Annotated in this window: 22 protein-coding genes; 17 read left to right on the forward strand and 5 right to left on the reverse strand. The window is 61.3% G+C overall.

Annotated elements, in window-relative coordinates:
• Positions 1-5 precede the first annotated feature (5 nt).
• On the reverse strand, positions 6-1,442 hold the full coding sequence (gene trpE, locus LG374_RS00525) for an anthranilate synthase component I (RefSeq protein WP_225755867.1): 1,437 nt from the start codon (positions 1,440-1,442) through the stop codon (positions 6-8).
• On the reverse strand, positions 1,439-2,116 hold the full coding sequence (gene rpe, locus LG374_RS00530; RefSeq protein WP_225755868.1) for a ribulose-phosphate 3-epimerase: 678 nt from the start codon (positions 2,114-2,116) through the stop codon (positions 1,439-1,441). The genes trpE and rpe overlap by 4 nt, the downstream gene beginning before the upstream one ends.
• A gap of 64 nt (positions 2,117-2,180) precedes the next feature.
• Between rpe and LG374_RS00535 the strand changes: the two genes are divergently transcribed.
• From LG374_RS00535 to dld, 8 genes are all read left to right on the forward strand, one after another.
• Positions 2,181-2,654, forward strand: coding sequence for a hypothetical protein (locus LG374_RS00535; RefSeq protein ID WP_225755869.1), 474 nt, complete (start codon positions 2,181-2,183; stop codon positions 2,652-2,654).
• 2 nt (positions 2,655-2,656) lie between these two features.
• Positions 2,657-3,397: a type III pantothenate kinase gene (locus tag LG374_RS00540; protein ID WP_225755870.1), complete on the forward strand. Its 741-nt coding sequence runs from the start codon at positions 2,657-2,659 to the stop codon at positions 3,395-3,397.
• 23 nt (positions 3,398-3,420) lie between these two features.
• A complete protein-coding gene (locus tag LG374_RS00545; protein ID WP_225755871.1) occupies positions 3,421-4,254 on the forward strand; it encodes a neutral zinc metallopeptidase in 834 nt (277 codons plus the stop codon).
• Positions 4,255-4,335: 81 nt separating this feature from the next.
• A complete protein-coding gene (gene purF, locus LG374_RS00550; RefSeq protein WP_225755872.1) occupies positions 4,336-5,841 on the forward strand; it encodes an amidophosphoribosyltransferase in 1,506 nt (501 codons plus the stop codon).
• A 10-nt stretch (positions 5,842-5,851) separates the two neighbouring features.
• Positions 5,852-6,139, forward strand: coding sequence for a DUF1902 domain-containing protein (locus LG374_RS00555; RefSeq protein WP_225755873.1), 288 nt, complete (start codon positions 5,852-5,854; stop codon positions 6,137-6,139).
• The gene (locus tag LG374_RS12470) at positions 6,139-6,336 is read left to right on the forward strand and encodes a type II toxin-antitoxin system HicA family toxin (RefSeq protein WP_225755874.1); all 198 of its coding nucleotides are present in this window, start codon (positions 6,139-6,141) and stop codon (positions 6,334-6,336) included. The genes LG374_RS00555 and LG374_RS12470 overlap by 1 nt, the downstream gene beginning before the upstream one ends.
• Positions 6,337-6,349: 13 nt before the next feature.
• The gene (locus LG374_RS00565) at positions 6,350-6,814 is read left to right on the forward strand and encodes a carboxymuconolactone decarboxylase family protein (protein ID WP_225755875.1); all 465 of its coding nucleotides are present in this window, start codon (positions 6,350-6,352) and stop codon (positions 6,812-6,814) included.
• 23 nt (positions 6,815-6,837) lie between these two features.
• Positions 6,838-8,565, forward strand: coding sequence for a D-lactate dehydrogenase (dld, locus tag LG374_RS00570; protein WP_225755876.1), 1,728 nt, complete (start codon positions 6,838-6,840; stop codon positions 8,563-8,565).
• An 869-nt stretch (positions 8,566-9,434) separates the two neighbouring features.
• Here dld and clpA read toward each other — a convergent pair.
• Positions 9,435-11,720: an ATP-dependent Clp protease ATP-binding subunit ClpA gene (gene clpA, locus LG374_RS00575; RefSeq protein WP_225755877.1), complete on the reverse strand. Its 2,286-nt coding sequence runs from the start codon at positions 11,718-11,720 to the stop codon at positions 9,435-9,437.
• A gap of 18 nt (positions 11,721-11,738) precedes the next feature.
• Complete coding sequence (gene clpS / locus LG374_RS00580; RefSeq protein ID WP_225755878.1) at positions 11,739-12,053, reverse strand: ATP-dependent Clp protease adapter ClpS; 315 nt, start codon at positions 12,051-12,053, stop codon at positions 11,739-11,741.
• A gap of 111 nt (positions 12,054-12,164) precedes the next feature.
• On the opposite strand from clpS, the gene LG374_RS00585 reads away from it, so the two are divergent.
• The 5 genes from LG374_RS00585 to rnr are packed head-to-tail and all read left to right on the forward strand — an operon-like array spanning position 12,165 to position 19,390.
• Positions 12,165-13,982, forward strand: coding sequence for a M61 family metallopeptidase (locus LG374_RS00585; protein ID WP_225755879.1), 1,818 nt, complete (start codon positions 12,165-12,167; stop codon positions 13,980-13,982).
• A 21-nt stretch (positions 13,983-14,003) separates the two neighbouring features.
• Entirely contained in the window at positions 14,004-14,126 is a 123-nt protein-coding gene (locus tag LG374_RS12380; RefSeq protein ID WP_255594338.1) for a hypothetical protein, read from the forward strand.
• Between the two features lie 16 nt (positions 14,127-14,142).
• Complete coding sequence (locus LG374_RS00590; RefSeq protein ID WP_225755880.1) at positions 14,143-15,567, forward strand: MFS transporter; 1,425 nt, start codon at positions 14,143-14,145, stop codon at positions 15,565-15,567.
• A gap of 46 nt (positions 15,568-15,613) precedes the next feature.
• Positions 15,614-16,648: a dihydroorotase gene (gene pyrC, locus LG374_RS00595; RefSeq protein WP_225755881.1), complete on the forward strand. Its 1,035-nt coding sequence runs from the start codon at positions 15,614-15,616 to the stop codon at positions 16,646-16,648.
• Between the two features lie 27 nt (positions 16,649-16,675).
• Positions 16,676-19,390 carry a ribonuclease R gene (gene rnr, locus LG374_RS00600; protein WP_225755882.1) on the forward strand — a complete coding sequence of 905 codons (2,715 nt, stop codon included), beginning with the start codon at positions 16,676-16,678 and terminating at the stop codon, positions 19,388-19,390.
• 440 nt (positions 19,391-19,830) lie between these two features.
• On the opposite strand, the gene LG374_RS00605 is transcribed toward rnr, so the two are convergent.
• A complete protein-coding gene (locus LG374_RS00605; protein WP_225755883.1) occupies positions 19,831-20,733 on the reverse strand; it encodes an acetamidase/formamidase family protein in 903 nt (300 codons plus the stop codon).
• 65 nt (positions 20,734-20,798) lie between these two features.
• On the opposite strand from LG374_RS00605, the gene LG374_RS00610 reads away from it, so the two are divergent.
• The 4 genes from LG374_RS00610 to LG374_RS00625 all read left to right on the forward strand — a co-directional run bounded on the left by LG374_RS00610 (position 20,799) and on the right by LG374_RS00625 (position 24,021).
• Entirely contained in the window at positions 20,799-21,479 is a 681-nt protein-coding gene (locus LG374_RS00610; protein ID WP_225755884.1) for an NUDIX domain-containing protein, read from the forward strand.
• Complete coding sequence (locus tag LG374_RS00615) at positions 21,479-22,678, forward strand: sugar transporter (RefSeq protein ID WP_225755885.1); 1,200 nt, start codon at positions 21,479-21,481, stop codon at positions 22,676-22,678. Before LG374_RS00610 ends, LG374_RS00615 begins: the two co-directional genes overlap by 1 nt.
• Before the next feature lie 62 nt (positions 22,679-22,740).
• Complete coding sequence (locus tag LG374_RS00620; protein WP_225755886.1) at positions 22,741-22,980, forward strand: hypothetical protein; 240 nt, start codon at positions 22,741-22,743, stop codon at positions 22,978-22,980.
• A 248-nt stretch (positions 22,981-23,228) separates the two neighbouring features.
• Positions 23,229-24,021, forward strand: a protein-coding gene (locus tag LG374_RS00625) for an IS5 family transposase (RefSeq protein ID WP_225755887.1) whose coding sequence is annotated in 2 segments (ribosomal slippage) — positions 23,229-23,492 and positions 23,494-24,021 — 792 coding nt in all. Because the reading frame shifts where the segments join, the coding sequence is not laid out codon by codon here.
• Positions 24,022-24,173 lie beyond the last annotated feature (152 nt).

The raw sequence follows: 24,173 nt of genomic DNA on the forward strand, positions 1-24,173 counted from the left end.
GGGTTTTATTCCCCCTCGTCCAGCAGGCTGGCAGCGGCGATGACGGCGCTGGCTTTGTTGAGGGTTTCCTGCCATTCGCTGTCGGGGTTGGAGTCGTACACGATGCCCGCGCCCGCCTGTGCGTAGAGGCGGCCATTTTTGATGATGGCGGTGCGGATGGCGATTGCCATGTCCATGTTGCCGCCCCATGACCAGTAGCCGACGGCGCCGCCGTACACACCGCGCCGTTCGGGTTCGACTTCGTCGATGATTTCCATCGCGCGGATTTTCGGTGCACCGCTCAAAGTGCCCGCCGGGAAGGTGGCGCGCAGGACGTCCATCGGCCCGACGTCGTCGCGCAAGGTGCCTTCAACGTTGGAGACGATGTGCATGACGTGCGAGTAGCGCTCGATCACCATTTTTTCGCTGATTTTGACGCTGCCGGTTTTGCAGACGCGGCCAATGTCGTTGCGGCCAAGGTCGATGAGCATGACGTGTTCGGCGATTTCCTTGGCATCTGCCAGTAGTTCTTGTTCGAGTGCTTTGTCTTCTTCCGGGGTTTTGCCGCGTTTGCGTGTGCCGGCGAGCGGGCGCACGGTGACGGTATCGCCCTGGACGCGGGCGAGGATTTCCGGGGAGGAGCCGATGATGTGGAAGTCGTCGAGGTCGAGCAGGTACATGTACGGCGAGGGGTTGGTGTGGCGTAGGGCGCGGTAGTAGTCGAGCGGTGCGTGGGTGTAGGCGCAGCTCATGCGCTGTGAGGGCACGACTTGCATGCAGTCGCCCGCTTTGATGTATTCGCGGATTTTGGCGACGTCTGCCTTGAACTGGGCTTCGGGATAGTGGTGCTGGATGGCGGGGGGCCGGGCATGGCGGTTCAGCGCGCGCACTTGTGCCGTGCCGGGGCGGTTGATAGCGGCGACCATGGCATCCAGTCGCGCTTCGGCAGCGGTGAGGCCGTCCGGGTTGGCGAGGTCGGCGTGGCTGATGAGGTGGACTTCGCCGCGCAGGTTGTCGAGCACGGCGACGTCGAGGCTTTGCATGTAGAGGATGTCCGGCACGCCAAGCGGGTCGTTCTGCGGGCGCTTGGCGAGGCGTTTTTCGATGTAGCCGATGCTGTCGTAGGCCATGTAGCCAACGAGGCCGCCGCTGAACGGCAGGTCAACGGGCAGCGGCGCGGGGCGGATGGTGGCGTGGTAGTCGGCAAGCCAGGCGAGCGGGTCGGCAAGTTCGCGTTCTTCGATGATGGCACCGTCGCGGCGGATGGTGAGGTGGTGGTCGCGGATGGTGGCGACTTCGCGCGCGGGCAGGCCGATCATGCTGTAACGCGCCCAGCGTTCGCCGCCTTCGACGGATTCGAGCAGGTAGGTGTAGGGCGCGCCCGCAAGGCGGTCATAGAGGGCGACGGGGGTGAGCAGGTCGGCGAGGATGGTGCGGACGACGGGCTGGTGGGTGTAGTTCATGCGGTTTGTCCTTTGGCGATTTCCTGGCGCATGGTGTTGATGACGGCGGCGTAGTCGGCCGCGTTGAAGATGGCTGATCCCGCCACGAACATGTCCGCGCCCGCTGCAGCGATTTCGGCGATGTTGTCGGTTTTGACGCCGCCATCAACTTCGAGGCGGATGTCGCGGCCGCTTGCGTCGATAAGGCGGCGCACGGCGCGCAGTTTGGCCAGGGCGGACGGCAGGAAGCTCTGCCCGCCAAAGCCGGGGTTAACGGACATGATGAGGATGAGGTCGAGTTTGTCCATGACGTATTCGAGGCAGGTGAGCGGGGTGGCGGGGTTGAAGACGAGCCCCGCTTTCAGGCCGTGGTCCTTGATTTGTTGCAGGCTGCGGTCGATGTGGATGGTGGCTTCGGGATGGAAGCTGATGTAGTCCGCGCCCGCTTTGGCGAAGGGTTCGATGAGGCTGTCCACCGGGCTGGTCATGAGATGCACGTCGATCGGCGCGGTGATGCCGTAGTCGCGCAGGGCTTTGCAGATGGGCGCGCCGAAGCTGAGGTTGGGGACGAAGTGGTTATCCATCACGTCGAAGTGGATGACGTCCGCGCCGGCAGCGAGAACGGCGGCCACGTCGTCGCCGAGGCGGGCGAAATCGGCGGAGAGGATGGAGGGAGCGATGAGGGCTGGACGCATGATGTTTGTTCCTGTGTTATGTACAATGCCGCGCCATTCTACTAAGCAATTTCAGGTTTTTCCCGTGCACGACTTGCCCCGCCACGACGGCGTTTTTCCCGATGTTGATGCCCTCAGCCGCTGGCTGGCGCAGCAGTCTGCCCCCGCCTGCGCGCGCGGCGGTGGCTGGCTTGCCCTCTGTTATCCGCTGGACGGTACCCCCGCGCTGCACCAGGGGTTGTTGCAGGCGGTAACGCTCTGCGCGGCGGAAATCGGCGACTTGCGCCTGCGTCGCGACGGCGTGCTTTTCCGCGACGATGCGCCGCTGGGTCAGGTCGTCGTTAACGTCAGTCCGCATGGCGACGGTTCGCTGGCGCGGATTACCGTTCCCGATCTGGACGGGCTGGAAAGCGCGCTGTTATCCCGCTTGGCCGACTGGAACCTGCGTCCCTACCTGCCCGTTATCAACCGCTGGCGTGAGTTTGCCCTTGATGGCGACATCGACCAGAAAGGCCGCGCCGTGCGCATCGTGAACGGCAAACTTGTCTTCGAGGATTAATCGTGTATCTCCTGATCGACGCGGGCAATTCCCGCATCAAATGGCTCTACGGCAGCAGCGTGCCGGGCATCGTCGAAGCGGCGTCCTACCGCGAAGACTGGCGCACCAAACTGTGGCGCGCCTGGCACCTCCTGCCCGAACCGAAACGCATCGCCATGAGCAGCGTCAAAAACGACGATATCGTTGACGACGTTGCCACCATCGCCGACGACCTGTGGCGCAAACCGGTGCACGTCTTCACCGCGCAAAAAGAAACCAACCACACCCTCACCGTCGCCTACGAAGACGCTACCCTGCTCGGCAGCGACCGCTACCTCGCCATGCTCGGCGCACGCGGGCTCACCCACGAACCGCTCTGCGTCGTCGGCTGCGGCACGGCCATCACCCTCGATGTCGTTGACCGCGACGGCCAGCACCTCGGCGGCCTTATCCTGCCCGGCATACGGCTGGCCGAAAACGCCCTGCTGCAACACACACAAAAACTCAAACCCATGCGCTGGACACCCAACCCGCTCGGCAACGACACCGCTTCCTGCATCGGCGCGGGCATCCACCACGCCCTGCCGGCGGGCATCAACGGCATCATGGACGAACTCGAAACCGCAACAGGCCACTACTACCACCGCTTCGCCTTCGGCGGCGACGCACAAATCCTTTTCGGCAACCGCCCGGACTACCGCATTGAGCCCGACCTTATGTTTCGCGGCATGATCGACCGTCTGGCCGCCGAAAATACCGACTAACCCACACAACAGAGGCAAACAATATGGAATGGCAAAACAATCGTCGCAGTAGCAACGTCGAAGACCGACGCGGCGGAGGCGCACTCGTCGGCGGCGGCATCGGCCTCGGCGGACTCCTCATCGTCCTCATCGGCTGGGCATTCGGCATCGATCCCGGCACCATGCTTGGCTTCGTCGAAGGCAGTGGCATCGGCCAAAGCCAGAGCAGCACCGGTAGCGGCAAAGACGACGAAGCCAAACGCTTCCTCGGCGCTGTCCTCGCTTCCACCGAAGACGTCTGGCAACCCATCTTCCGCCAGTACGGCAAATCCTACCGCGAGCCGACCCTCGTCCTCTTTGAGGGACAGGTGCAATCCGCCTGCGGCATCAGCAGCAGCGCCACCGGCCCCTTCTACTGCTCCGCCGACCAAAAACTCTACATCGATCCCGCCTTCTACCGCGAAATGCAAAAAATGGGCGCCAGCGGCGAATTTGCCTTCGCCTACGTCGTCGCGCACGAAGTCGGCCACCACGTGCAAAACCTGCTCGGCACCCTCGGCCAGGCGCACACACAAATGCGCCGCAGCAACAAAGCCACTGCCAACCAAATCTCCGTGCGCATCGAACTGCAAGCGGACTGCTACGCCGGCATCTGGGGCAACAAACTCGAAAAATACAGCAAGATCCGTATCGACGAAAAAGACATCAGAAACGGCCTGAAAGCCGCCGAAGCCGTCGGCGACGACACCCTGATGCAGCGTGCCGGACAGCGGGTCAACCCCGCCAACTTCACCCACGGCAGCTCCGCCGACCGCATGAAATGGCTCAACACCGGCCTGCAATACGGCGAAATCAGCCGCTGCAACACCTTTAACTGAGCGCGCAGCGGTCGGGGGCGTGTAGTAACCATACCGGGCGCGGCAGTATAATCCGCGCCCGTCTTAACCAAGGGGAACACCATGTGCGGCATCGTCGGAATCGTCGGCAAACACTACGTCAACCAGGCGCTTTATGACGCCCTCACCGTCCTGCAACACCGAGGGCAGGATGCCGCCGGTATCGCCACCTGCGACGAAGACGGGCGCTTTTTCCTGCACAAAGACAACGGCCTCGTGCGCGATGTCTTCGACGAGCGGGAAATGCGCCGTCTCGTCGGCTGCTTCGGCATCGGCCATGTGCGCTACCCCACCGCCGGTACCTCCAGCGCCGCCGAAGCACAACCGCTCTACGTCAACTCGCCCTACGGCATCGCCCTCGCCCATAACGGCAACCTCACCAACAGCGACGAACTCATCCGCGACATCTACGCCAGCGACCTGCGCCACATCAACACCCGCTCCGATTCCGAAGCCCTGCTCAACGTCTTCGCCCACGAACTGCAACGCCAGGCGCAACTGCGCCCGAACCCGGACGCCATCTTCACCGCCGTCGCTGCCACCCACCGCCGTGTGCGCGGCGCCTACGCCGTCGTCGCCATGATCAGCGGCTACGGCCTCGTCGCCTTCCGCGACCCGTTCGCCATCCGCCCGCTCATCTACGGCGTGCGCGACGGCGAAGACGGCCTCGAATACATGATTGCCAGCGAATCCGTCGCCCTCGAATCCCAGGGCTACAGCATCGTGCGCGACCTCGAACCGGGCGAATGCCTCATCATCACCGCCGACGGCAGCGTGCACCACCGCCAGTGTGCGGATGCGCCGAAACGCGTCCCCTGCATCTTTGAATACGTCTACTTCGCCCGCCCCGATTCCACCATTGACGGTATCAACGTCTATAAAGCCCGCCTGCGTATGGGCGAAAAACTCGCCGAACGCATCCGCCGCGAATGGCCGGAACACGACATCGATGTCGTCATCCCCATCCCCGACACCAGCCGCAGCTCGGCCATCCAGCTCGCTGCGCACCTCGGCGTCAAATACCGCGAAGGCTTTGTGAAAAACCGCTACATCGGCCGCACCTTCATCATGCCCGGACAAAAACAGCGGAAAAAATCCGTGCGGCAAAAACTGAACGCGATGACCCTCGAATTTCGCAACAAAAACGTCCTCCTCGTTGACGACTCCATCGTGCGCGGCACCACCAGCGAACAAATCATCCAGATGGCGCGCGATGCAGGCGCGAAAAAAGTGTACTTCGCCAGCGCCGCACCGCCGGTACGCTACCCAAACGTCTACGGCATCGACATGCCGACGCATAGCGAACTCATCGCCTACAAACTCGAAGAAAACGAAGTTGCCGCCGCCATCGGCGCCGACCGCGTCATCTACCAGACCCTGCCCGACCTCATCGACGCCTGCATGGACACCAAATACAGCCTGCCGCAAGACTTCGACTGCTCCGTCTTCAACGGCTGCTACATCACTGGCGACATCGACGACGCCTACCTCGCCCGCCTCGAAGAAGCGCGCCGCGACAACAAAGCCTCGCGCAAGACGCCGATGGAAGCTGTCGCGGAACAAAATTAGGAGTTATTCAATGAATACCAAAACATATTTTTTACAAAACCAGCATCCGGAGAATCCGGCAAAGTCTTTTACTGTGGACATTATTCGTGACAGGGAAAGTAGTGGACTGACCGCTGTCTGCGAACCTCTCGGCATCGTTACCGAAGCAGAAAACTACGAAGCATTGATTAAGCGCGTATGGGCTGTTGCACCAGAAATGTATGAATTGTGTGGATATGGCACAGTAGATGACAACTTCCGCCTAACCTTTCAAGAGACCCTGGAAGGACAGGAAGTCCGTTTATACGAGGCGCTTTGATGGGGCGCGGATACTATGACCAAATAAAAGGACTGTTGCTCGCACACGGTTGCAGACTTATACGGCAAGGCAAAGGCAGTCATGAAATATGGGAAAGCCCTAATCGCCAACGACCATTCACCCTGTCTGTAACCGTTGATAAGCGTAGTACCGCTAATGCCATCTTGAAACAAGCTGGTATCAATAAAAAACTCTAAAACAAAAATCACCATGCGCCTGCATTACTCCCAATACGCAACTGCCACCTACCAGGCACTGCTCGCCCTCGAAGCCAGCCTCAAACTGGATAACCCCCTCAAAGACCTCATCAAAATCCGCGTCTCGCAAATCAACGGCTGCGTCTTCTGCGTTGATATGCACGTCAAAGAAGCCAAACTGCACGGTGAGCGCGAACTGCGTCTCTACCACCTGCCCGTCTGGCGCGAATCCGCCCTGTTCAATGACAAAGAGCGCGCCGCGCTGCAATGGGCGGAAACCCTCACCCGCCTGGCTGACCACCATGTCAGCGATGCCGATTACGCTGCCGTGCGCGCCCATTTCGACGAAGAAGAACTGGTCGCCCTCACCCACGTCATCAACACCATCAACACCTGGAACCGCCTCAACGCCGCCTTCGCTACCCCCGCCGGGGGGATGGACAACATCATGGGGCTGGACAAGGCAGGACTGAAATAACCCCACCGCAACAGGAATCTCCCATGAAAAAACCAACCGCCAACCACCCTGCCCTCGCCGACTTCCGCACCATCGTTGGCAAACGCCACACCATCACCGATCCGGCAAAAACCGTGCCCTACCGCAAAGGCATCCGCTACGGCGAAGGCGACGTGCTTGCCGTTGTCCAGCCACAAACCCTCTACCAACTCTGGCAAATCGCCGAAACCTGCGTTGCGCACGACCTCATCATCATCATGCAGGCGAGCAACACCGGCCTCACCGGCGGTTCCTCCCCCTACGGCGACTACGACCGCCCTGTCGTCCTCGTCTCCACGCGCCGCCTGAAAGGCATCCGCCTCATCGAAAACGGCGAACAGGCCATCGCCCTGCCTGGCTCCACCCTCTACGAACTCGAAGACGCCCTTGCCGCCATTGGCCGCGAACCGCACAGCGTCATCGGTTCCTCCTGCATTGGCGCCTCCATCATTGGCGGCATCTGCAACAACAGCGGCGGCGCGCTCATCCATCGCGGCCCCGCCTACACCGAAATGGCCGCCTACGCCCGCCTGAACGAAAACGGCGAACTCGAACTCATCAACCACCTCGGCCTTGACCTCGGCAGCCACCCCGAAGCCCTGCTCAACCGCCTGCAAAACGGCGACTACACGGACGCTGACATCCAGCCCGCCAGTGGCCAAACCTCCGACCACGAATACCAGACCCGCGTGCGCGACATCGACGCCGACACCCCCGCGCGCTACAACAACGACGGCCGCCGCCTCTTTGAGGCCTCCGGCTCGGCAGGCCGCCTCATCGTCTTCGCCGTGCGCATCGACACCTTTGCCAAACCCGCGCGCCAACAAACCTACTACATCGGCGCCCACGACCCCGACACCCTCACCGAGCTGCGCCGCCACATCCTCGGCACCTTCAAAAACCTGCCCGTTTCCGGCGAATACATGCACCGCGACTGCTACGACATCGCCGAACGCTACGGCCGCGACACCTACCTCGTCATCGACCGCCTTGGCAGCAAACACATCCCGCGCTTCTTCCGCTGGAAAAACACCTTTGACCGCTGGGCGGCCAAACTGCACCTGCCGACGGCAAGCAGCGACCGCCTGATTCAGTGCATCACCGACGCCCTGCCCTCGCACCTGCCCGCCTTCATGCGCGACATGCACCAAAAATACGAACACCACCTCATCCTGAAAATGGCTGATGGCGGTGTGGACGAAGCCGCCGCCTACCTCGACGAATACTTTAGCGCCCACCCCGAACGCGGCGCCTACTACGCCTGCAACGGCGCCGAAGGCGCACAGGCGACCCTGCACCGCTTCGCTGCTGCCGGCGCCGCAAACCGCTACCACGCCGTGCACGGCAAACAAGTCGGCGACCTGCTCGCACTCGACATCGCCCTGCGCCGCAACGAACGCGACTGGTTCGAACGCCTGCCACCGGAAATCGACCAGTACATCGCGCACAAACTCTACTACGGCCACTTCTTCTGCCATGTCATGCACCAGGACTACATCCTCAAACCCGGCACTGACGCCGCTGCCGTCAAACACCTGCTGCTTGACTACCTCGACGGCAAAGGCGCGGAATACCCGGCAGAACACAACGTCGGCCACCTCTACCACGCCAAAGAAGCGCTGGCAGACTTCTACCGCGCACAAGACCCGACCAACAGCCTCAACCCCGGCATCGGCAAGACCACGAAGAAAAAACACTGGGCGGCAGACGGCTGCGGCTGCGGCGGACACTGAACCAACCTACCAAAAGCCGGACACGATCCGGCTTTACTTCACCCTGAAGGCTGTCAAGCGGGATAAATACGGGCTTCCCGAACGCCGACCAAGCATCCGAATGCCCTCCCCTGCTTGCGGGGAAGGGTCAGAGTGGGGGTGTTCGTCCGTAGGGCGAAAAATGCCCGCCAAGCGGGATAAATCCTGGGTTCGCAAACCGCCGCCAAGCGGGACAAACACTGGGCTCACAAATTGCCGCCAAGCGGGATAAATGCTGGGTTCGCAAACTGCTGCCAAGCGGGATAAACACTGGGTTCGTGGGTAGCCGTCAAGCGGGATAAACACTGTGCTCGCAAACTGCCGTCAAGCGGGATAAATCCTAGTTTTTTATTCCCCCCTTCCGGCCTTCGGCCACCTTCCCGGGTACCCATGAAAAAAATGCGAGCATTTTTTCATGGGAGCCCCGTCCCCCGCAAGCGGTGGAAGGGATTATTTCGTGCAAGATTTGGAATTTAGCGTGTGCCAAGCGGGATAAACACTGGGTTCGTGGGTAGCCGTCAAGCGGGATAAATCCTGGTTTTTTATTCCCCCTTCCGGCCTTCGGCCACCTTCCCCCGCAAGCGGGGGAAGGGATTATTTCGTGCAAGATTTGGGATTTATAGCTAATCATCTTATTTTTTCATACGACATTTACGCCAATCTTTCCGCATTTGCGCAAGATTCAGGGAAGATTTGTATGAAGGATTAAGAGCATTGGCTATAGCGTGTGCCAAGCGGGATAAAACCTGGGCTCGCAAACTGCCGCCAAGCGGGATAAATCCTGGCTTTCCGGACTCGTCGCAAGGTTATGAAAAAGCCCCCGTTATGCGGGGGCTTGGTGTGTTGCAGATTTACAGTTCCGGCAGGCTTTTTTCTTGCGGTGCCGGGGTTTCGGCAGTAATGACCAGCGCCGGTGCATCGTCGCGGATGGTCACGTCCACATGGCCGCCGTTCTCGGCTAGTTCGCCGAAGAGCAGTTGTTCGGCCAGCGGCTGTTTGATGTGTTTCTGGATAAGGCGGGCCATCGGTCGTGCGCCCATTTTTGGGTCGTAGCCGTGTTTGGCCAGCCAGTCTTTGGCGCTTTCTTCGAGGCTGATGCTGACGTGTTTGTCTTCCAGCTGTTGTTCGAGTTCGATGATGAATTTGTCGATGACGTGACGAATGGCTTCGTTACCCAGCGGGGCAAAGCGGATGATGGCGTCCAGGCGGTTCCTGAATTCGGGGGTGAAATGGCGTTTGACGGCGGCTTCGGCCTGGGCGTCGCTGCTTTCTTTGTTGTTCGCGGCGGCGAAGCCGATGCGGTTTTTTTCCATTTCGAAGGCGCCGACGTTGCTGGTGAGGATGATGATGAGGTTGCGGCAGTTGATTTCGCGCCCGGTCGCATCGGTCACCATGCCGTGGTCCATGATTTGCAGCAGCAGGTTCATGATATCGGGGTGGGCTTTTTCGATTTCGTCCAAAAGCAGCACGGCATGCGGGTTTTTCTGGATCTGGTTGGTGAGCAGGCCTGCCTGTTCGTGGCCAACGTAGCCGGGCGGGGCGCCGATAAGGCGGCTGACGGTATGCGCTTCCATGTATTCGCTCATGTCGAAGCGCAGCAGTTTGATGCCGAGGACGTGCGCGAGTTGGCGGCAGACTTCGGTTTTGCCGACGCCGGTCGGACCGGTAAAGAGGAAGCTGCCGATGGGTTTTTCGTTATCTCGCAGGCCGGCGCGGCTCAGTTTGATGGCGGCAGCGAGGTGTTCGATGGCGTCGTCCTGGCCGAAGACGACGGTTTTCAGGTCGCGTTCGAGGGTTTTGAGCTGGTTGCGGTCGTCTTTGTTGACGCTTTTTTCCGGGATGCGCGCGACACTGGCGATGAGTTTTTCAATGGTGAGGGCGTCAATGGTGTCGCCGCGTTCGGCTTCGGGGATGAGGTGCTGGCGCGCGCCGGCTTCGTCGATGAGATCGATGGCTTTGTCCGGCAGGCGGCGGTCGTTGATGTAGCGGTCGGAGAGGCGCACGGCGGCTTCGATGGCTTCCATGCTGTAGCGGATGTGGTGGAAGTCTTCGTAGCGCGGCACGAGACCTTGCAGGATGGCGATGGCGTCGTCAATGGCGGGTTCGACGATGTCCACTTTCTGGAAGCGGCGGGCCAGCGCGTGGTCTTTTTCGAAGATTTGCCGGTATTCTTTGTCGGTGGTGGCGCCGATGCAGCGCAGTTCGCCATTCGCCAGCGCCGGTTTGATGAGGTTGGAGGCGTCCATGCTGCTGCTGTTTGCCGAGCCCGCGCCGATGATGGTGTGGATTTCGTCGATAAAGAGGATGGCGTCGGGGATGGCGCGCAGTTCTTTGAGCAGGGCTTTGATGCGGTTTTCGAAGTCGCCCCGGTATTTGGTGCCGGCGAGCAGCGAGCCGATGTCGAGGCTGTAGATGGTGGCGTTTTTGAGGATGGGCGGCACGTCGCCTTCGACGATGGCTTTGGCAAGGCCTTCGGCGATGGCGGTTTTGCCCACGCCCGCTTCGCCGACGAGGATGGGGTTGTTTTTGCGGCGGCGGCAGAGGGTCTGGATGGTGCGCTCGATTTCGCGACTGCGCCCAATGAGCGGGTCGATGCGGCCTTCCTGGGCGCGCTGGTTGAGGTTGTTGGTGAATTCGCTTATGGCAGATTTGCGCGGCCCTTCGTTTTCTTCGCCTTCTTTCGCTTCTTCGCTTTCTTTGGCAGGCTGGGCGCCGCCGTGGGTGATGTAGTTGACGAGGTCGAGGCGTTCAACTTCTTGTTGGCGCAGGAAGTAGGCGGCGTAGCTGTCGCGTTCGCTGATGATGGCGACAAGCGCGTTCAGGCAGCTGACTTCCTGTTTGCCGGCGTTGCGCGCGTGCAGCACGGCGCGCTGGATCATGCGCTGGAAGGCGGTGGTCGGCTGGGTAACGCGGCCACTGTTGTCCTGCGGGAATTGCGGGCAGTGTTCGTTCAGGTATTTGTTGAGTTGTTCGCGCAGTTTGGCGAGGTCCACGCCGAAGGTGAGCAAGGCGTCGACGACGCTGCGTTCGTCCAAGAGCGCGAGCAGCAGGTGTTCGAGGGTGAGAAATTCGTGGTTGGCGCTTTGCGCGCTGTGATAAGCGCGGTCAACGGCTTTTTCCAGGGCGGTGGATAGCATGGGGTTTCTCCTTCTCCTTTAATGGGGTCGCAGCACGCACAGTAGCGGGAAGTTGTGACTGCGCGCGTGTTCAATGACTTGGTTGACTTTGCTTTCGGCAATTTCATACGGGTAGATACCGCAAACGCCGCTGCCTTTTTCGTGCACTTGCCACATGATGTTTTCGGCTTCGGTGTAGTTTTTGCGGAAGAAACGCATCAGCACATCAATAACAAATTCCATCGTGGTGTAATCGTCGTTCAGGAGGACAACTTCAAACAGGCGGGGTTCGTCGAGTTCAGGGTCGGCGGTCAGGGTGTCGGTATCGGTATCAAAATCGTGTTGGGGGCTCATGGCAATTCTTCGGGAAGACTGGCGCAGACATGGCGGCGGCAGGGCTTTTTTCAAGCCGCAGATAGCGCAAATGGTAAGATAACGCAGCTTAACTTCGCTTCTGAGGTCATTATGTCAGCTTCCGTTATCTCTTTCCAAGTTGCTCCTGCGCCCGGCGGACACCGCTTCAACGTGCAGCAACGTGTGCCGGTGGCGGCAGCGAGTGAAATCGTCTTCTACCTGCCGATATGGATACCGGGCAGCTACATGCGCCGCGACTTTGCCCGCCTGCTCTCGCGTCTCACCGTGCGCGACCAGGGCGGCACCCTCATCCCGCATAGCTTCGAAACGCCCTCGCGCTGGCGGGTCAGCGTTCCCGAACACTGCGACGAACTCCTCATCACATACAGCATCTACGCGCGCGACATCAGCGTGCGCGGCTGCTACCTCGACCACGAACGCGGCATCCTGAACCCCTGCTGTGCCTGCCTCGCCGTCGAGGGGATGGAGCACCTGCCGCAGCGTCTCGTCCTCGCGCTGGAAGGACACCGCGCCGGCTGGCAGGTGGCAGGAGCGCAGACCAACAGCGACGGTGCCTACTGGTTCGACAACTACGACCAGATGATCGACACCCCCTTCATGTTCGCCCACGAACTGACCATCCTTTCCTTCACCGCCGGTGGCGTGCCGCACGACATCGTCATCAGCGGCCGCTGCTGGGACTACGACCACGAACGCCTGCGCCGCGACGTGCAGACCGTCTGCCGCGAAGCCGTCATGCTCTTTGGCGGCCTGCCGTCCATGAACCGCTACACCTTCCTCCTCCACCTCGGCGACAACCTCTACGGCGGCCTCGAACACAGCTGCTCCACCCTGCTCATGGCCTCGCGCGACAGCCTGCCCGAGCCGGACAACCGGGGCAGCACCCGCTACGCCCAACTGCTTGGCCTCTTCTCGCACGAATACTTCCACACCTGGAACATCAAGGCGATGCGCCCGCCCGAATACCGCCATTACGACCTGCAAAACGAACAGCCGACCGAAATGCTCTGGCTCTTCGAAGGCTTCACCGCCTTCTTCGACAACTGGCTGCTGGTCAGAAGCGGCGTCATCACCATCCACAGCTACCTCGAACTCCTCGCGCAGGACATCGCCCGTTACCGCCAGCGGCCGGGGCGGCACGTGCAAACCCTCGCCCAATCCAGCTACGAAGCCTGGACCAAACTCTACAACGGCGGCGAAGACGCGGTGAACAGCAGCACCACCTACTACATCCAGGGTGCGCTGGCCGCCTTCTGCCTCGACATCTACCTGCGCGCACACAGCGAAGACGGCGTCAGCCTGCCGATGATCATGCACCGCCTCTGGCACGACTACCACAGAAGCGGCGAAGCCATCGACGAAGAACGCTTCATCCGCCTGACCGCCGACCTCTTGCCGGAAGACCTCGAAACCCCGCTGCGCGGCTTCCTCCGCCGCCTCGTACACAGCACCGACCCGCTGCCGCTTGACGAAGCCGCCGCATACATCGGCCTCACCATCCACATGCTGCCCGCCGCCAGCAACGGCGACCTCGGCAGCGACGTGCCCACCGCGCAGCGCTACCAGAGCGACCCCGGCATCCGCTGGCAAAAACACGGAAACCATTACCACGTGACCCGCATTGACGACACCAGCCCGGCGGCGCTGGCGGGCATCGCCATGGATGACCAGCTGATCGCCGTGAACGGCTACCGCGCCGACGACGCCCAACTGGCGCGCCACCTGCGCTACGCCGCACCGGGCAACGCCGCCGTGCTGCACATCTTCCGCGACAACGTCCTGCACGCCATCGCCTTCACCCTCGAACCCACCTCACTCGACACCTGCCTCATCCAGCGCAACAGCGACGCCGATGACATCACCCGCATGCGCCAGCGACACTGGTTCAACCGCAACGAACACAACTGAATCCCCAATCGGAACCCGAACATGACCCAAACCCTAACCCTCCCCACCCCGGACGACCTGCACATCCACCTGCGCGACGGCGCCGCCCTCGCCCGCACCGTACCTGACGCCGCCGCCGCAACCCCCGTGCCACCGCCCCTTTAACCCGTCGCAAAACACCATGCACACCACCGCCGACGCCACCACTGAACACGAATACCTCGCCGACCGCCCCGGCTTTCCCGCCAAAACCATCGTCGCCGCCCTCTTCGTTGGCGCCTTCTTCGGCTACCTCAACGACACCCTGCTCAACGTCGCCCTCACCCCGATCATGCACGACTTCGCCGTGGACAAAACCACCGTGCAATGGCTGACCACCGGCTTTCTGCTGGTAATGGGCGCCTTCACCCCCATCACCGCCAGACTCATCCAGCGGACAGAAACCCGCAAAATGGTGCTCATCACCCAGGCGACCTTCCTCGCCGGCTCACTCGTCTGCGCCTGCGCGCCGACCTTCGCCGTCCTCCTCGCCGGGCGGCTGGTGCAGGCCATCGCCGCCGCCTGCTTCGTGCCGCTGCTGTTCAACGGCATCCTCGCCATCTACCCGCCCCGGCGGCGCGGCACCGCAATGGGCGTCATCACCATGATGTTCACCGTCGCCCCCGCCATCGGCCCGACCGTCTCCGGCATCATCATCGACCACAGCCACTGGCGCGTCCTCTTTGCCTTCACCGCTCCGTTCATCCTGGCGGCGATGCTGCTGGTCGGCAAAACCCTCAACGAAAACCTGAGCAGCATCAGCCGTCCGAAAATCGACCTGCCCTCGGCGGCGCTGTCCGTCGCGGGCTTCGGCGGACTGGTCTATGCCTGCAGCAACTTCGCCCACCTGGGCGCTACAACCTTTGCCGCACTCGCCATCGGCGCGCTGCTGCTGATTGGCGTCTTCGTGCGGCGGCAACACCGCATCGACGTGCCGCTGCTCAACCTGCGTGCCTTCGGCTACGCCCAGTTCCGCTACAGCGTCATCATCCTCGCCAGCGTCTCCTTCCTCTTCCTCGGCCTCGAACTGCTCATCCCCATCTACACCCAGCAGGTGCTGCTGCTCAGCGGCACCATTACCGGCCTCATCCTGCTGCCCGCCAGCATCGCCGAAGTCATCGCCGCGCCGCTGCTTGGCCGCCTGCTTGACCGCAAGGGCGGGCGCTTCACCGTACTGCCCGCCACCATCCTGCTGACTGCCCTGCTGGTCGTACTGTGGTTGCTGCTGCGGCTGGAAACCCAGGTGATCGCCCTCTCCGCCACCTTCACCCTGCTCACCGTCGCCGGCGCCGCCTGCGTCACCGGCGAAACCCACGGCCTGAACGCCCTGCCCAAAGCGCTCAACCCGCACGGCGCCGCCATCATCGCCACCCTCAACCCGATCGCGGGCGCGATGGGCGCGGCCTACTTCATCGGCGCGACCAACATCGGCGAAAAACTCAGCACCGCCGCCACGGTACAACAAACCATGCTGGGCGGCATCCGCCTCGCCGTCGGCAGCGCGCTCATCCTCGCCGCCACCACCATCTGGCTCGCCAGCAAACTGCAACCGAACCGGGCGGAATAAAAAGACCATCATCCCGCACCTTTATCCCCAAAAAACAGGAAACCCCATGCAAACCCTCACCCTCCCCACCCCGGACGACCTGCACATCCACCTGCGCGACGGCGCCGCCCTGACCCGCACCGTCCCCGACGCCGCCGCCCAATGCGCGCGTGCGCTCATCATGCCCAACCTCACCCCCGCCGTGGATACCTTGGACGCCGTCACCGCCTACCGCGAGCGCATCCTCGCCCACATCCCGGCGGACAAAACCTTCACCCCGCTGATGAGCCTATACCTCAGCGACAGCCTCACCCCGGAAACCGTGCTGGCGGCGAAAACGGCGGGCGTCGTCGCCATCAAATGGTATCCCAAAGGCGCGACCACCAACTCCGCCCAAGGCGTCGCCGACCCACAAAAACTCGACCCCATCCTGGAAGCGATGCAACAGGCGGGACTGCTGCTCCTCATCCACGGCGAAGTCACGACCGACGGCGTGGACATCTTCGACCGCGAAGCCACCTTCATCGACAGCACCCTGGAGCCACTGCGCCGCCGCTTCCCGCGCCTGCGCATCGTCCTCGAACACATCACCACCGCACACGCCGTCGCCTACATCCAAAACCAGCGCGACAACCTCGCCGCCACCATCACCGCGCACCACCTCCTCTACAACCGCAACGCCCTGCTCGTCGGCGGCCTGAAACCGCACTACTACTGCCTGCCTATCCTCAAAACCGAAGCCGACCGCCAAGCGCTACTTGCCGCCATCGCCAGCGGTGATTCCCGCTACTTCATGGGCACAGACAGCGCGCCACACCCGCGCCACGCCAAAGAAAACGCCTGCGGCTGCGCCGGCTGCTACACTGCCCACGCTACCCTGCCGCTCTACGCTGCCGCCTTCGAACAGGCCGGCGCGCTCGACAAACTGCCGGCCTTCGCCGCCAGACACGGCGCCGACTACTACGGCCTGCCCTACAACACCGGCGAAATCACCGTCGAGCGCTGCCCGCAAACCTTCCCGGAAACCCTGCCCTACGGCGACGACGAAGTCGTCCCCTTCTTGGCGGGGCAGGAATGGCCGTGGCGCATCAAAACCACCTAACCCATCGCCAACACCCATAGAAACACCATGAAAAACGCAAAAAACTGGCGGACGGAAGACCCCTATCACGCCCGCGAACAACGCAAATACGGCGCGAACCCCCTGCCCAGCCGCGAATACATCCTCAGCTGGCTGGAAGCGCAGGGCAAACCGCTCACCTTCACGCAAATCACCAAAGCCTTCGCCATGGACAGCGAAGAAGCCGACCGCCTGCAATACCGCCTAAAAGCCATGCTCAGTGCCGGACAGCTCATGTGCAACCGCCAGGGCCGCTACGGCGTGACCCGCAAAATGGATCTCATCGCCGGCTTCGTCATCGCCCACCAGGAAGGCTACGGCTTCCTCAGCCCGGAAAGCGGCGAACCGGACGGCTTCATCCCGCCCAAATACATGGCCGAACTCATGCACGGCGACAAAATCCTTGCCCGCGTCAAACATGAAGACGACAGCGGTCGCAAAGACTACGCGCCGGTGGAAATCCTCGAACGCGCACAAAAGCGCATCGTCGGCAAACTCGCCGTACAACATGGCGTGTGGACCCTCGTCCCGGAAAACCGCCGCCTGACCCAGCACATGCTCATACCGGCGGGCGAACTCGGCGGCGGTAAGGCGGGACAAGTCGTCATCGGCGAAATCACCGCCTACCCCTCGCGCTACCGGCAGCCCATCGGCAAAATCATCGCCGTCCTCGGCGAAGCCATGTCGGCCGGCATGGAAACCGATATCGCCATCGAAAACCACAACATCCCCGCCGAATTCCCCGCCGACGTCCTCGCCGAAAGCGAACGCCTGCCCGACGAACTGCAAGCGGAAGACTATGACAACCGCCTCGACCTGCGCCACCTGCCCTTCGTTACCATCGACGGCATCACCGCGCGCGACTTCGATGACGCCGTCTATGCCGAAAAACGTGGCAGCAACTACCGCCTCTACGTCGCCATTGCCGACGTCGCCCACTACGTCCGCCCCGACAGCCCGCTCGACGTGGAAGCCTACAACCGGGGGACCTCCGTGTACTTCCCCGACCGCGTTATCCCGATGCTGCCGGAAAAACTCTCCAACGGCCTCTGCTCGCTCAACCCCGACGTGGACCGCCTGGCGATGGTCTGCGAAATCACCCTCGCGCCGGACGGCAGCATCAAGCGCAGCGCCTTCCACGACGCCGTCATCCACTCGCACGCCCGCCTCACCTACGAAACCGTCGAAGAAATCCTCTTTGCCGACAACACCCAGCTGCGTGACAGCTTCGCCAAACTCGCCCGCCCGCTCGACACCCTGAAAAGCGTGTACCAGATCCTGCACGCCGCCAGAGAAGCGCGCAGCGTCATCGACTTCCACGCCGCCGAGCCCGAATTTATCTACGACAGTGAAGGCAAAATCGAAACCATCAAAACCCGCGAACGCCTCGAATCGCACCGCCTCATCGAAGAATGCATGATTGCGGCAAACATCTGCGCGGCAAAAACCATCGGCAAACACAAAATCCCCGCCCTCTACCGCGTCCACGACGACCCCAGCGAAGAACGCCTCGCCCGCCTTATCGACTTCCTTGGCAAACGCGGCATCCGCTGGCAGGGCGGAACAGAAAGCGCCACCCCGCAACAATTCTCCGAACTGCTCACCCGCTGCGCCGAACGCCCCGACTACGCCCAAATCGAAACCATGGTACTGCGCAGCATGAGCCAGGCCATCTACGTCCCGGACAACCGTGGCCACTTCGGCCTCGCGCTCGAACACTACGCGCACTTCACCTCGCCCATCCGCCGCTACCCCGACCTGCTCGTGCACCGCGCCATCCGCCACCACCTGCACGGCGGCAGCCGCGAAGACTACCCGTACAGCGCCGAAAGCATGGTCGAAAAAGGCAAACACTGCTCGATGACCGAACGCCGTGCCGACGAAGCCACCCGCGACGCCATGGACTTCCTCAAATGCGAATTCATGAGCCACCGCATCGGCGAGCACTACCATGGCCGCATCGCCGGCATCACCAACTTCGGCTTCTTCGTGGCCCTGGACGACCTCGGCATCGACGGCCTCGTCCACGTCTCGACCCTGACCAACGACTACTACCACTACCACAGCGACACCTTCACCCTCACCGGCGAACGCAGCGGCTACCGCTTCGCGCTGATGGACGAAGTCGAAATCCAGGTTGCCAAAGTCGATCTCGAAGACCGCAAAATCGACTTCGAACTCATCGCCCACCAGGGCAAAGCACTCGGCGGCGGCAAAAAACGCGGCAAAACCGCTGCCCCGCCTGCCCAGACAACAACGCCGGCGGCTAAAACAACAGAACCCGCACAAGCGACAAAAACCGCGAAAGCCGCCAAAGACACGAAGACTGCGGAAAAAGCGACCAAACCCGCCAAAGCGGAGAAAGCCGCGAAGACCGCAGAAAAAGCAGCAAAACCGGCTAAAGCGGCCAAAGCCGCGAAGACTGCGGAAAAAGCGGCAAAACCCGCCAAGGCGGCTAAAGCCGCGAAGACCGCAGAAAAAGCAGCGAAACCCGCCAAGGCAGCTAAAGCCGCGAAGACTGCGGAAAAAGCGGCAAAACCCGCCAAGGCAGCTAAAGCCGCGAAGACTGCGGAAAAAGCAGCAAAACCCGCCAAAGCGGCAAAAGCCGCGAAGACTGCGGAAAAAGCGGCAAAAGCTACAAAAACAGCGGCAAAAGTTGCCAAAACAGAAAAAGCAGCGAAAAAAACCACTGCCAAAGCAAAGCGGACAAAAAAGAACGCCTGACATGCTGACGGAGCCGGCACTTACGCCGCTTGGCGGGCTCAGTATTTATGCCGCTTGGCGAGGCCAGCATTTACGCCGCTTGGCGCATACCCAAACCTAAAACCCGCACGAAAAAAGCCCCTCCCCCAGTGGGGGAGGGGTTTGGGGAGAGGGTTGAGAAAAACCGCGCAGCGGCAAAAGCAATTTCGCGACCCCCAGCATCTATCCCGCTTAGCGAGGCCAGTATTTGCACCGCTTGGCGGAGCCAGTATTTATGCCGCTTGGCACCTGCCCTAGCCTTTTTCATCGCCCAGCGCTGTGGCTTACGAAGCGATATGGTTGAATAGATAAAAAAGCGTAACAAGGCGCGTTGCCGCAGACAGTACAGGTAGTACGGCAAGGCGACGCAACGCCGTTACGATTTTTTAGATGTTTAACCATACCGAGGCATAAAGGCCGCTTTACGGCAACGCAATCCCCAGGGTTTCGCACACCGTGCGCGGCAGGGTGAAGCGGCAGGTGCGGTTCGGGTCAACCATCTGGCAGATATGTACGTCGCCAGCGATGCTTTGCAGGGCGATCGCGCGATTGGCATCCAGCCCGCCGTGGGCGCAGAGCAGATCGCTCATCATCAGCGTCGCCATTTCCGCCGCTTGATCCAGTGTCGGGGCGGAGGCAATGGTGTGGCAGGCATCGGTCGTGACCGCCAACGGCAGCGGATAGGGGCGGCCTTTGATGACGTGCACTTCCACCTCAACCACGCCCTTGATTTCCAGGCCGGAGACGCCAACTTCGCCGTCGCCCATCGCCGCGTGCAAATCGCCCATCGCCAGCAGCGCACCCGCCACGTTGACCGGCAGGAGCAGGGTTGTGCCCTCGCTGATGATTTTGGTGTCCATATTGCCGCCATGCGCATCCGGCGTGCCGCAGCTGACTGCTTCTCCGGCAGGTGCGGTGCCGATGACACCAATCATCGGATTGCGCGGCAGACGCAGTGTATCGAAGAGCACGACGTGATCCTCCGCCACCGGCACAAAGTCGATGCGTCCGGCCGTCAGACGCGCTCCCGCCACACCCGCGCCGGGCAGGGTCGCCAGCACCGCGCGCTTGTCCAGCTCGATGCGGTGGATATGCACGCGCAGGGTGTCACCCGGCTCGGCACCTTCGATGTAAAGCGGCCCAGTCGCCGGATTGATGCGGTTCCAGTCCAGTTGCTCGAAGGTGTCGCCGGGCTGCTGAATCTGGTCGGTAAAACAGTCGCAGGTCTCGAAGCGGACACGACTGCCGTCTGCCACACGCAGCACGGGCGGGTTTTGCGGCGACATGGCATAGATTATGTGCTCGGCGGGAATGGTAGGGATCATGGGAGGCTCCTGATGGGAATGGGGAGTTGTAGAATACCACCCCTGTTTTCTACCGCTATCCTGTTATGACCCCGACCGCTTTCCCACAACCGTACACCACCGTCGATGTGGTGATTTTCACCGTCGCCGACGGTGCCTTGCGCGTCCTCCTCAGCCGCCGTCCGCCCGATCCCAGCGAGCCCTACCCCGCCACGCCCTGTCTGCCCGGCGGCTATATCGACATCGCGCAAGACGCCACCCTCTACGACTGCGCCCTGCGCAAACTGCGCGAGAAAACCGGCTTCGCCGCCCCCTATCTGGAACAGCTCGGCAGCTGGGGCAGTGCCAGCCGCGATCCGCGCGGCTGGACGGCGACACACGTTTATTTCGCCCTGGTGCCACCGCCGCCCGATGCCGCCGCCTGGCCGCAGGCTGATACCGCCTGCGCGCAGCCCTTGGCCTTTGACCACAACGACATTCTGCGCACCGCCCTGGCGCGTCTGCGCAGCAAAGTGGAATACACTTCGCTGCCCGCCTTCCTGCTGGCGGAGCCGTTCACCCTGCCGCAGTTGCAGCGCGTTTATGAAACCATCCTCGGCAGGGCGCTCGACAAAAGCGCCTTCCGCAAGCGCACCCTGGATGCGGGGCTCCTGGTCGAAGACGGCATGACCAGCGGTGGCTTCGGCCGCAATGCGATGGGCTACCGTCTGGCACAGCGCGACAGCGCCATCCATTTCCCACGTCCCTTCCGCTCAGGAGAACAATAATGCCACTTGAACACAGTGCTCCCATGCCTCTACATCACACTGCGCACCGCCTCGCTTGGTCGCGCGTACTGACCCTCGCCGTTGCCGCCTTTATCTTCAATACCACCGAATTTATCCCCATCGCGCTGCTCTCCGACATCGGCGCCGGCTTCGGCATGAGCGCGGCGCAGACCGGGGTGATGCTGACGGTGTATGCCTGGATCGTGTCGCTTGCCTCTCTGCCCTGTATGCTGCTGGTAGCACAGCGGGAACGGCGCGGCCTGCTGCTCGCCCTCTTTGCTCTTTTTATCGCCAGCCATGCACTCAGCGCGTTGGCGTGGAATTTCGGTGTCCTGCTTGTCTCGCGCATCGGCGTGGCACTGGCGCATGCGGTGTTTTGGGCGATTACCACCGCGCTGGTGGTGCGCCTTGCGCCGCCGGGTAAACAGCAACAGGCTATCGGCTGGCTGTCGATGGGTACGGCGCTGGCGACGGTGCTGGGTCTGCCGCTTGGCCGTCTGATCGGGCAAGTGCTCGGCTGGCGCACCACCTTTGCTCTGATCGCCGTCGCAGCCGCCGCCGTAATGCTCGCCGTTTTTCTGCTGCTGCCGCGCCTGCCCAGCCGCAACGCAGGTTCCGTCACCAGCCTGCCTCTGCTAGCGCGCCGCCCGTTGCTGCTTGGCCTCTACGCCTTCACCGCCCTCATCATCGCCGCCCATTTCACCGCTTACAGCTACATCGAACCGTTTGCCCGCCAATTCAGCCATCTCGGCGAAGGGGCGACGACGGCACTGCTTCTCGTCTTCGGCCTCTCCGGCATGGTGGCGAGCGTGCTCTTCGCCCGCCTGCACGCGCGCATGCCGACGCGCTTCCTCACCTGTGCCATCGTGCTGCTCTGCGCTTCCCTGCTGTTATTACGCCCGTTGGGGGCGTCGCCGCTGGCGTTGTTTGCGCTGGTCTTCTGCTGGGGCATCGGCATCGCCGCCCTCAGCCTCGCGCTGATGGTGCGCGTACTGCACTTTGCGCCGGACGCAACCGATGTCGCCACTGCCATCTTCTCCGGCATTTACAACATCGGTATCGGCGGCGGTGCGCTCATCGGGCGACTGGTGATGCAGCACGGCGACCTCGCCCTCATCGGCCTGAGCGGGGCGGTCTTAGCACTTGTCGGCAGTGCGTTCTTTGCCTGGACGCAGTGGCGTTTTCGCGCACCACGCTGAAGTAGTCGCCCACCGGGGCGCCGCATGCTATGCTTGCGCGCGTTTTTTCCGAAGGAGTTTCTATGGACATCATCGTGGTCATGTTTTTCCTCGCGGTCTGCATCATCATTCCGCGTTTCTATGCCAACCACCCCTGGGTGTGGGCGATTGCCCTCACCGTGTGGCTGGCGGTTATCCGCGCGCCCTGGCCGTTTTTTATCGCACTGTGGCTCGTCTGCTGGGCGGCACGCGAAAAAATTTGGCGCGATACCTACCTGATTGCGCCGATTGAGAATTGGGTGAAGCGCATTCTGCATACGTGAAGAACGCAAATATAGTTGAATAGATAAAAAAGCGTAACAAGGCGCGTCGCCGCAGACAGTACAGGTAGTACGGCGGATTCCCATAAAAATCGCTACGCGATTTTTATGGGGCCCGGTCAGGCGAGGCAACGCCGTCACGATTTTTTAGGGTGTAATGGACAAAATAGGTGTTAAAAATCGCTGTAGCCCTTACGCTGCAAGGCTTTAGAACGTGTTCATTGTCTCAGTCTCTGCTGTAAACTATCGACATGAACAGAAAAACCTACCCAAGCGATATAAGTCGCGAGCAATTTGCGCCTCTCCTTCCCCTGCTGGAAAGTGCCCGTAAACGCACAGCGCCACGTCAGGTGGACTTGTACGATGTCTTTTGTGCCATTCTCTACCTGCAACGCACTGGCTGCTCCTGGCGCGCTTTGCCGGGCGATTTCCCCAAATGGCGCACCGTGCATTCCTACTTCCAGAGATGGACTGAGCCACGCGAGAGTGGCATCAGCATCCTTGAGGAAGCATTAAAAAAATCAGGTAGTTGCGGAGCGCCGCAAGCAGGGGCGCCATGAAGCAACCACTTTCCTGATTATTGATGCGCAGAGTGTGAAGAACACGGATACCGCCATAGAAAAAGGCTACGATGCGGGCAAGAAGGTGAGCGGTATCAAGCGGCATATAGCGGTTGACACGCAGGGTTTGCCGCATGCCATTGCGGTAACGACGGCGGATGTTACGGATAGAAAAGGTTGTCTTTTGGCATTAAAACGCGAGCTGGATAATCTTGGTGCGATACAAAAAATCCTTGCTGACGGTGGTTACACAGGTAAAGCATTTGCTTCGTCGGTACAGGAGTTGATGGGTGCGGAGGTAGAGATTGCCAAACGAAACGAATTGCACCGTTTTGCGGTATTGCCAAAGCGATGGGTAGTAGAGCGTAGCTTTTCCTGGTTGGAAAAGAACAGGCGGCTTTGGAAAAACTGCGAGCGTAAGTTGAGTACCAGTCTGCAAATGGTCGCTTTGGCTTTCTTGGGAGTCCTGCTACGAAGACTATGAACACGCTCTTAGAGCGCAGGATGCCACACAGTGTAAAACCGGCACAGCGGTAAATGCCAAGAGCGGGGTAGTTGCGGGATAGTGCAGAGCGAAACTCAGTCTGCCATGCATTTCTTCACTTTCACCACCCGACATACGCCGCTTGGCGCACA

This window comes from Cardiobacterium sp. Marseille-Q4385, assembly GCF_916618745.1.
GTDB lineage: Bacteria > Pseudomonadota > Gammaproteobacteria > Cardiobacteriales > Cardiobacteriaceae > Cardiobacterium.

Coding starts and splice junctions, on each gene's coding strand:
- trpE (WP_225755867.1), bottom strand. CDS start 1,442: ATGAACTACACCCACCAGCCCGTCGTCCGCACCATCCTCGCCGACCTG.
- rpe (WP_225755868.1), bottom strand. CDS start 2,116: ATGCGTCCAGCCCTCATCGCTCCCTCCATCCTCTCCGCCGATTTCGCC.
- LG374_RS00545 (WP_225755871.1), top strand. CDS start 3,421: ATGGAATGGCAAAACAATCGTCGCAGTAGCAACGTCGAAGACCGACGC.
- purF (WP_225755872.1), top strand. CDS start 4,336: ATGTGCGGCATCGTCGGAATCGTCGGCAAACACTACGTCAACCAGGCG.
- LG374_RS00555 (WP_225755873.1), top strand. CDS start 5,852: ATGAATACCAAAACATATTTTTTACAAAACCAGCATCCGGAGAATCCG.
- LG374_RS12470 (WP_225755874.1), top strand. CDS start 6,139: ATGGGGCGCGGATACTATGACCAAATAAAAGGACTGTTGCTCGCACAC.
- LG374_RS00565 (WP_225755875.1), top strand. CDS start 6,350: ATGCGCCTGCATTACTCCCAATACGCAACTGCCACCTACCAGGCACTG.
- dld (WP_225755876.1), top strand. CDS start 6,838: ATGAAAAAACCAACCGCCAACCACCCTGCCCTCGCCGACTTCCGCACC.
- clpA (WP_225755877.1), bottom strand. CDS start 11,720: ATGCTATCCACCGCCCTGGAAAAAGCCGTTGACCGCGCTTATCACAGC.
- clpS (WP_225755878.1), bottom strand. CDS start 12,053: ATGAGCCCCCAACACGATTTTGATACCGATACCGACACCCTGACCGCC.
- LG374_RS00585 (WP_225755879.1), top strand. CDS start 12,165: ATGTCAGCTTCCGTTATCTCTTTCCAAGTTGCTCCTGCGCCCGGCGGA.
- LG374_RS12380 (WP_255594338.1), top strand. CDS start 14,004: ATGACCCAAACCCTAACCCTCCCCACCCCGGACGACCTGCACATCCAC.
- LG374_RS00590 (WP_225755880.1), top strand. CDS start 14,143: ATGCACACCACCGCCGACGCCACCACTGAACACGAATACCTCGCCGAC.
- pyrC (WP_225755881.1), top strand. CDS start 15,614: ATGCAAACCCTCACCCTCCCCACCCCGGACGACCTGCACATCCACCTG.
- rnr (WP_225755882.1), top strand. CDS start 16,676: ATGAAAAACGCAAAAAACTGGCGGACGGAAGACCCCTATCACGCCCGC.
- LG374_RS00605 (WP_225755883.1), bottom strand. CDS start 20,733: ATGATCCCTACCATTCCCGCCGAGCACATAATCTATGCCATGTCGCCG.
- LG374_RS00610 (WP_225755884.1), top strand. CDS start 20,799: ATGACCCCGACCGCTTTCCCACAACCGTACACCACCGTCGATGTGGTG.
- LG374_RS00615 (WP_225755885.1), top strand. CDS start 21,479: ATGCCACTTGAACACAGTGCTCCCATGCCTCTACATCACACTGCGCAC.
- LG374_RS00620 (WP_225755886.1), top strand. CDS start 22,741: ATGGACATCATCGTGGTCATGTTTTTCCTCGCGGTCTGCATCATCATT.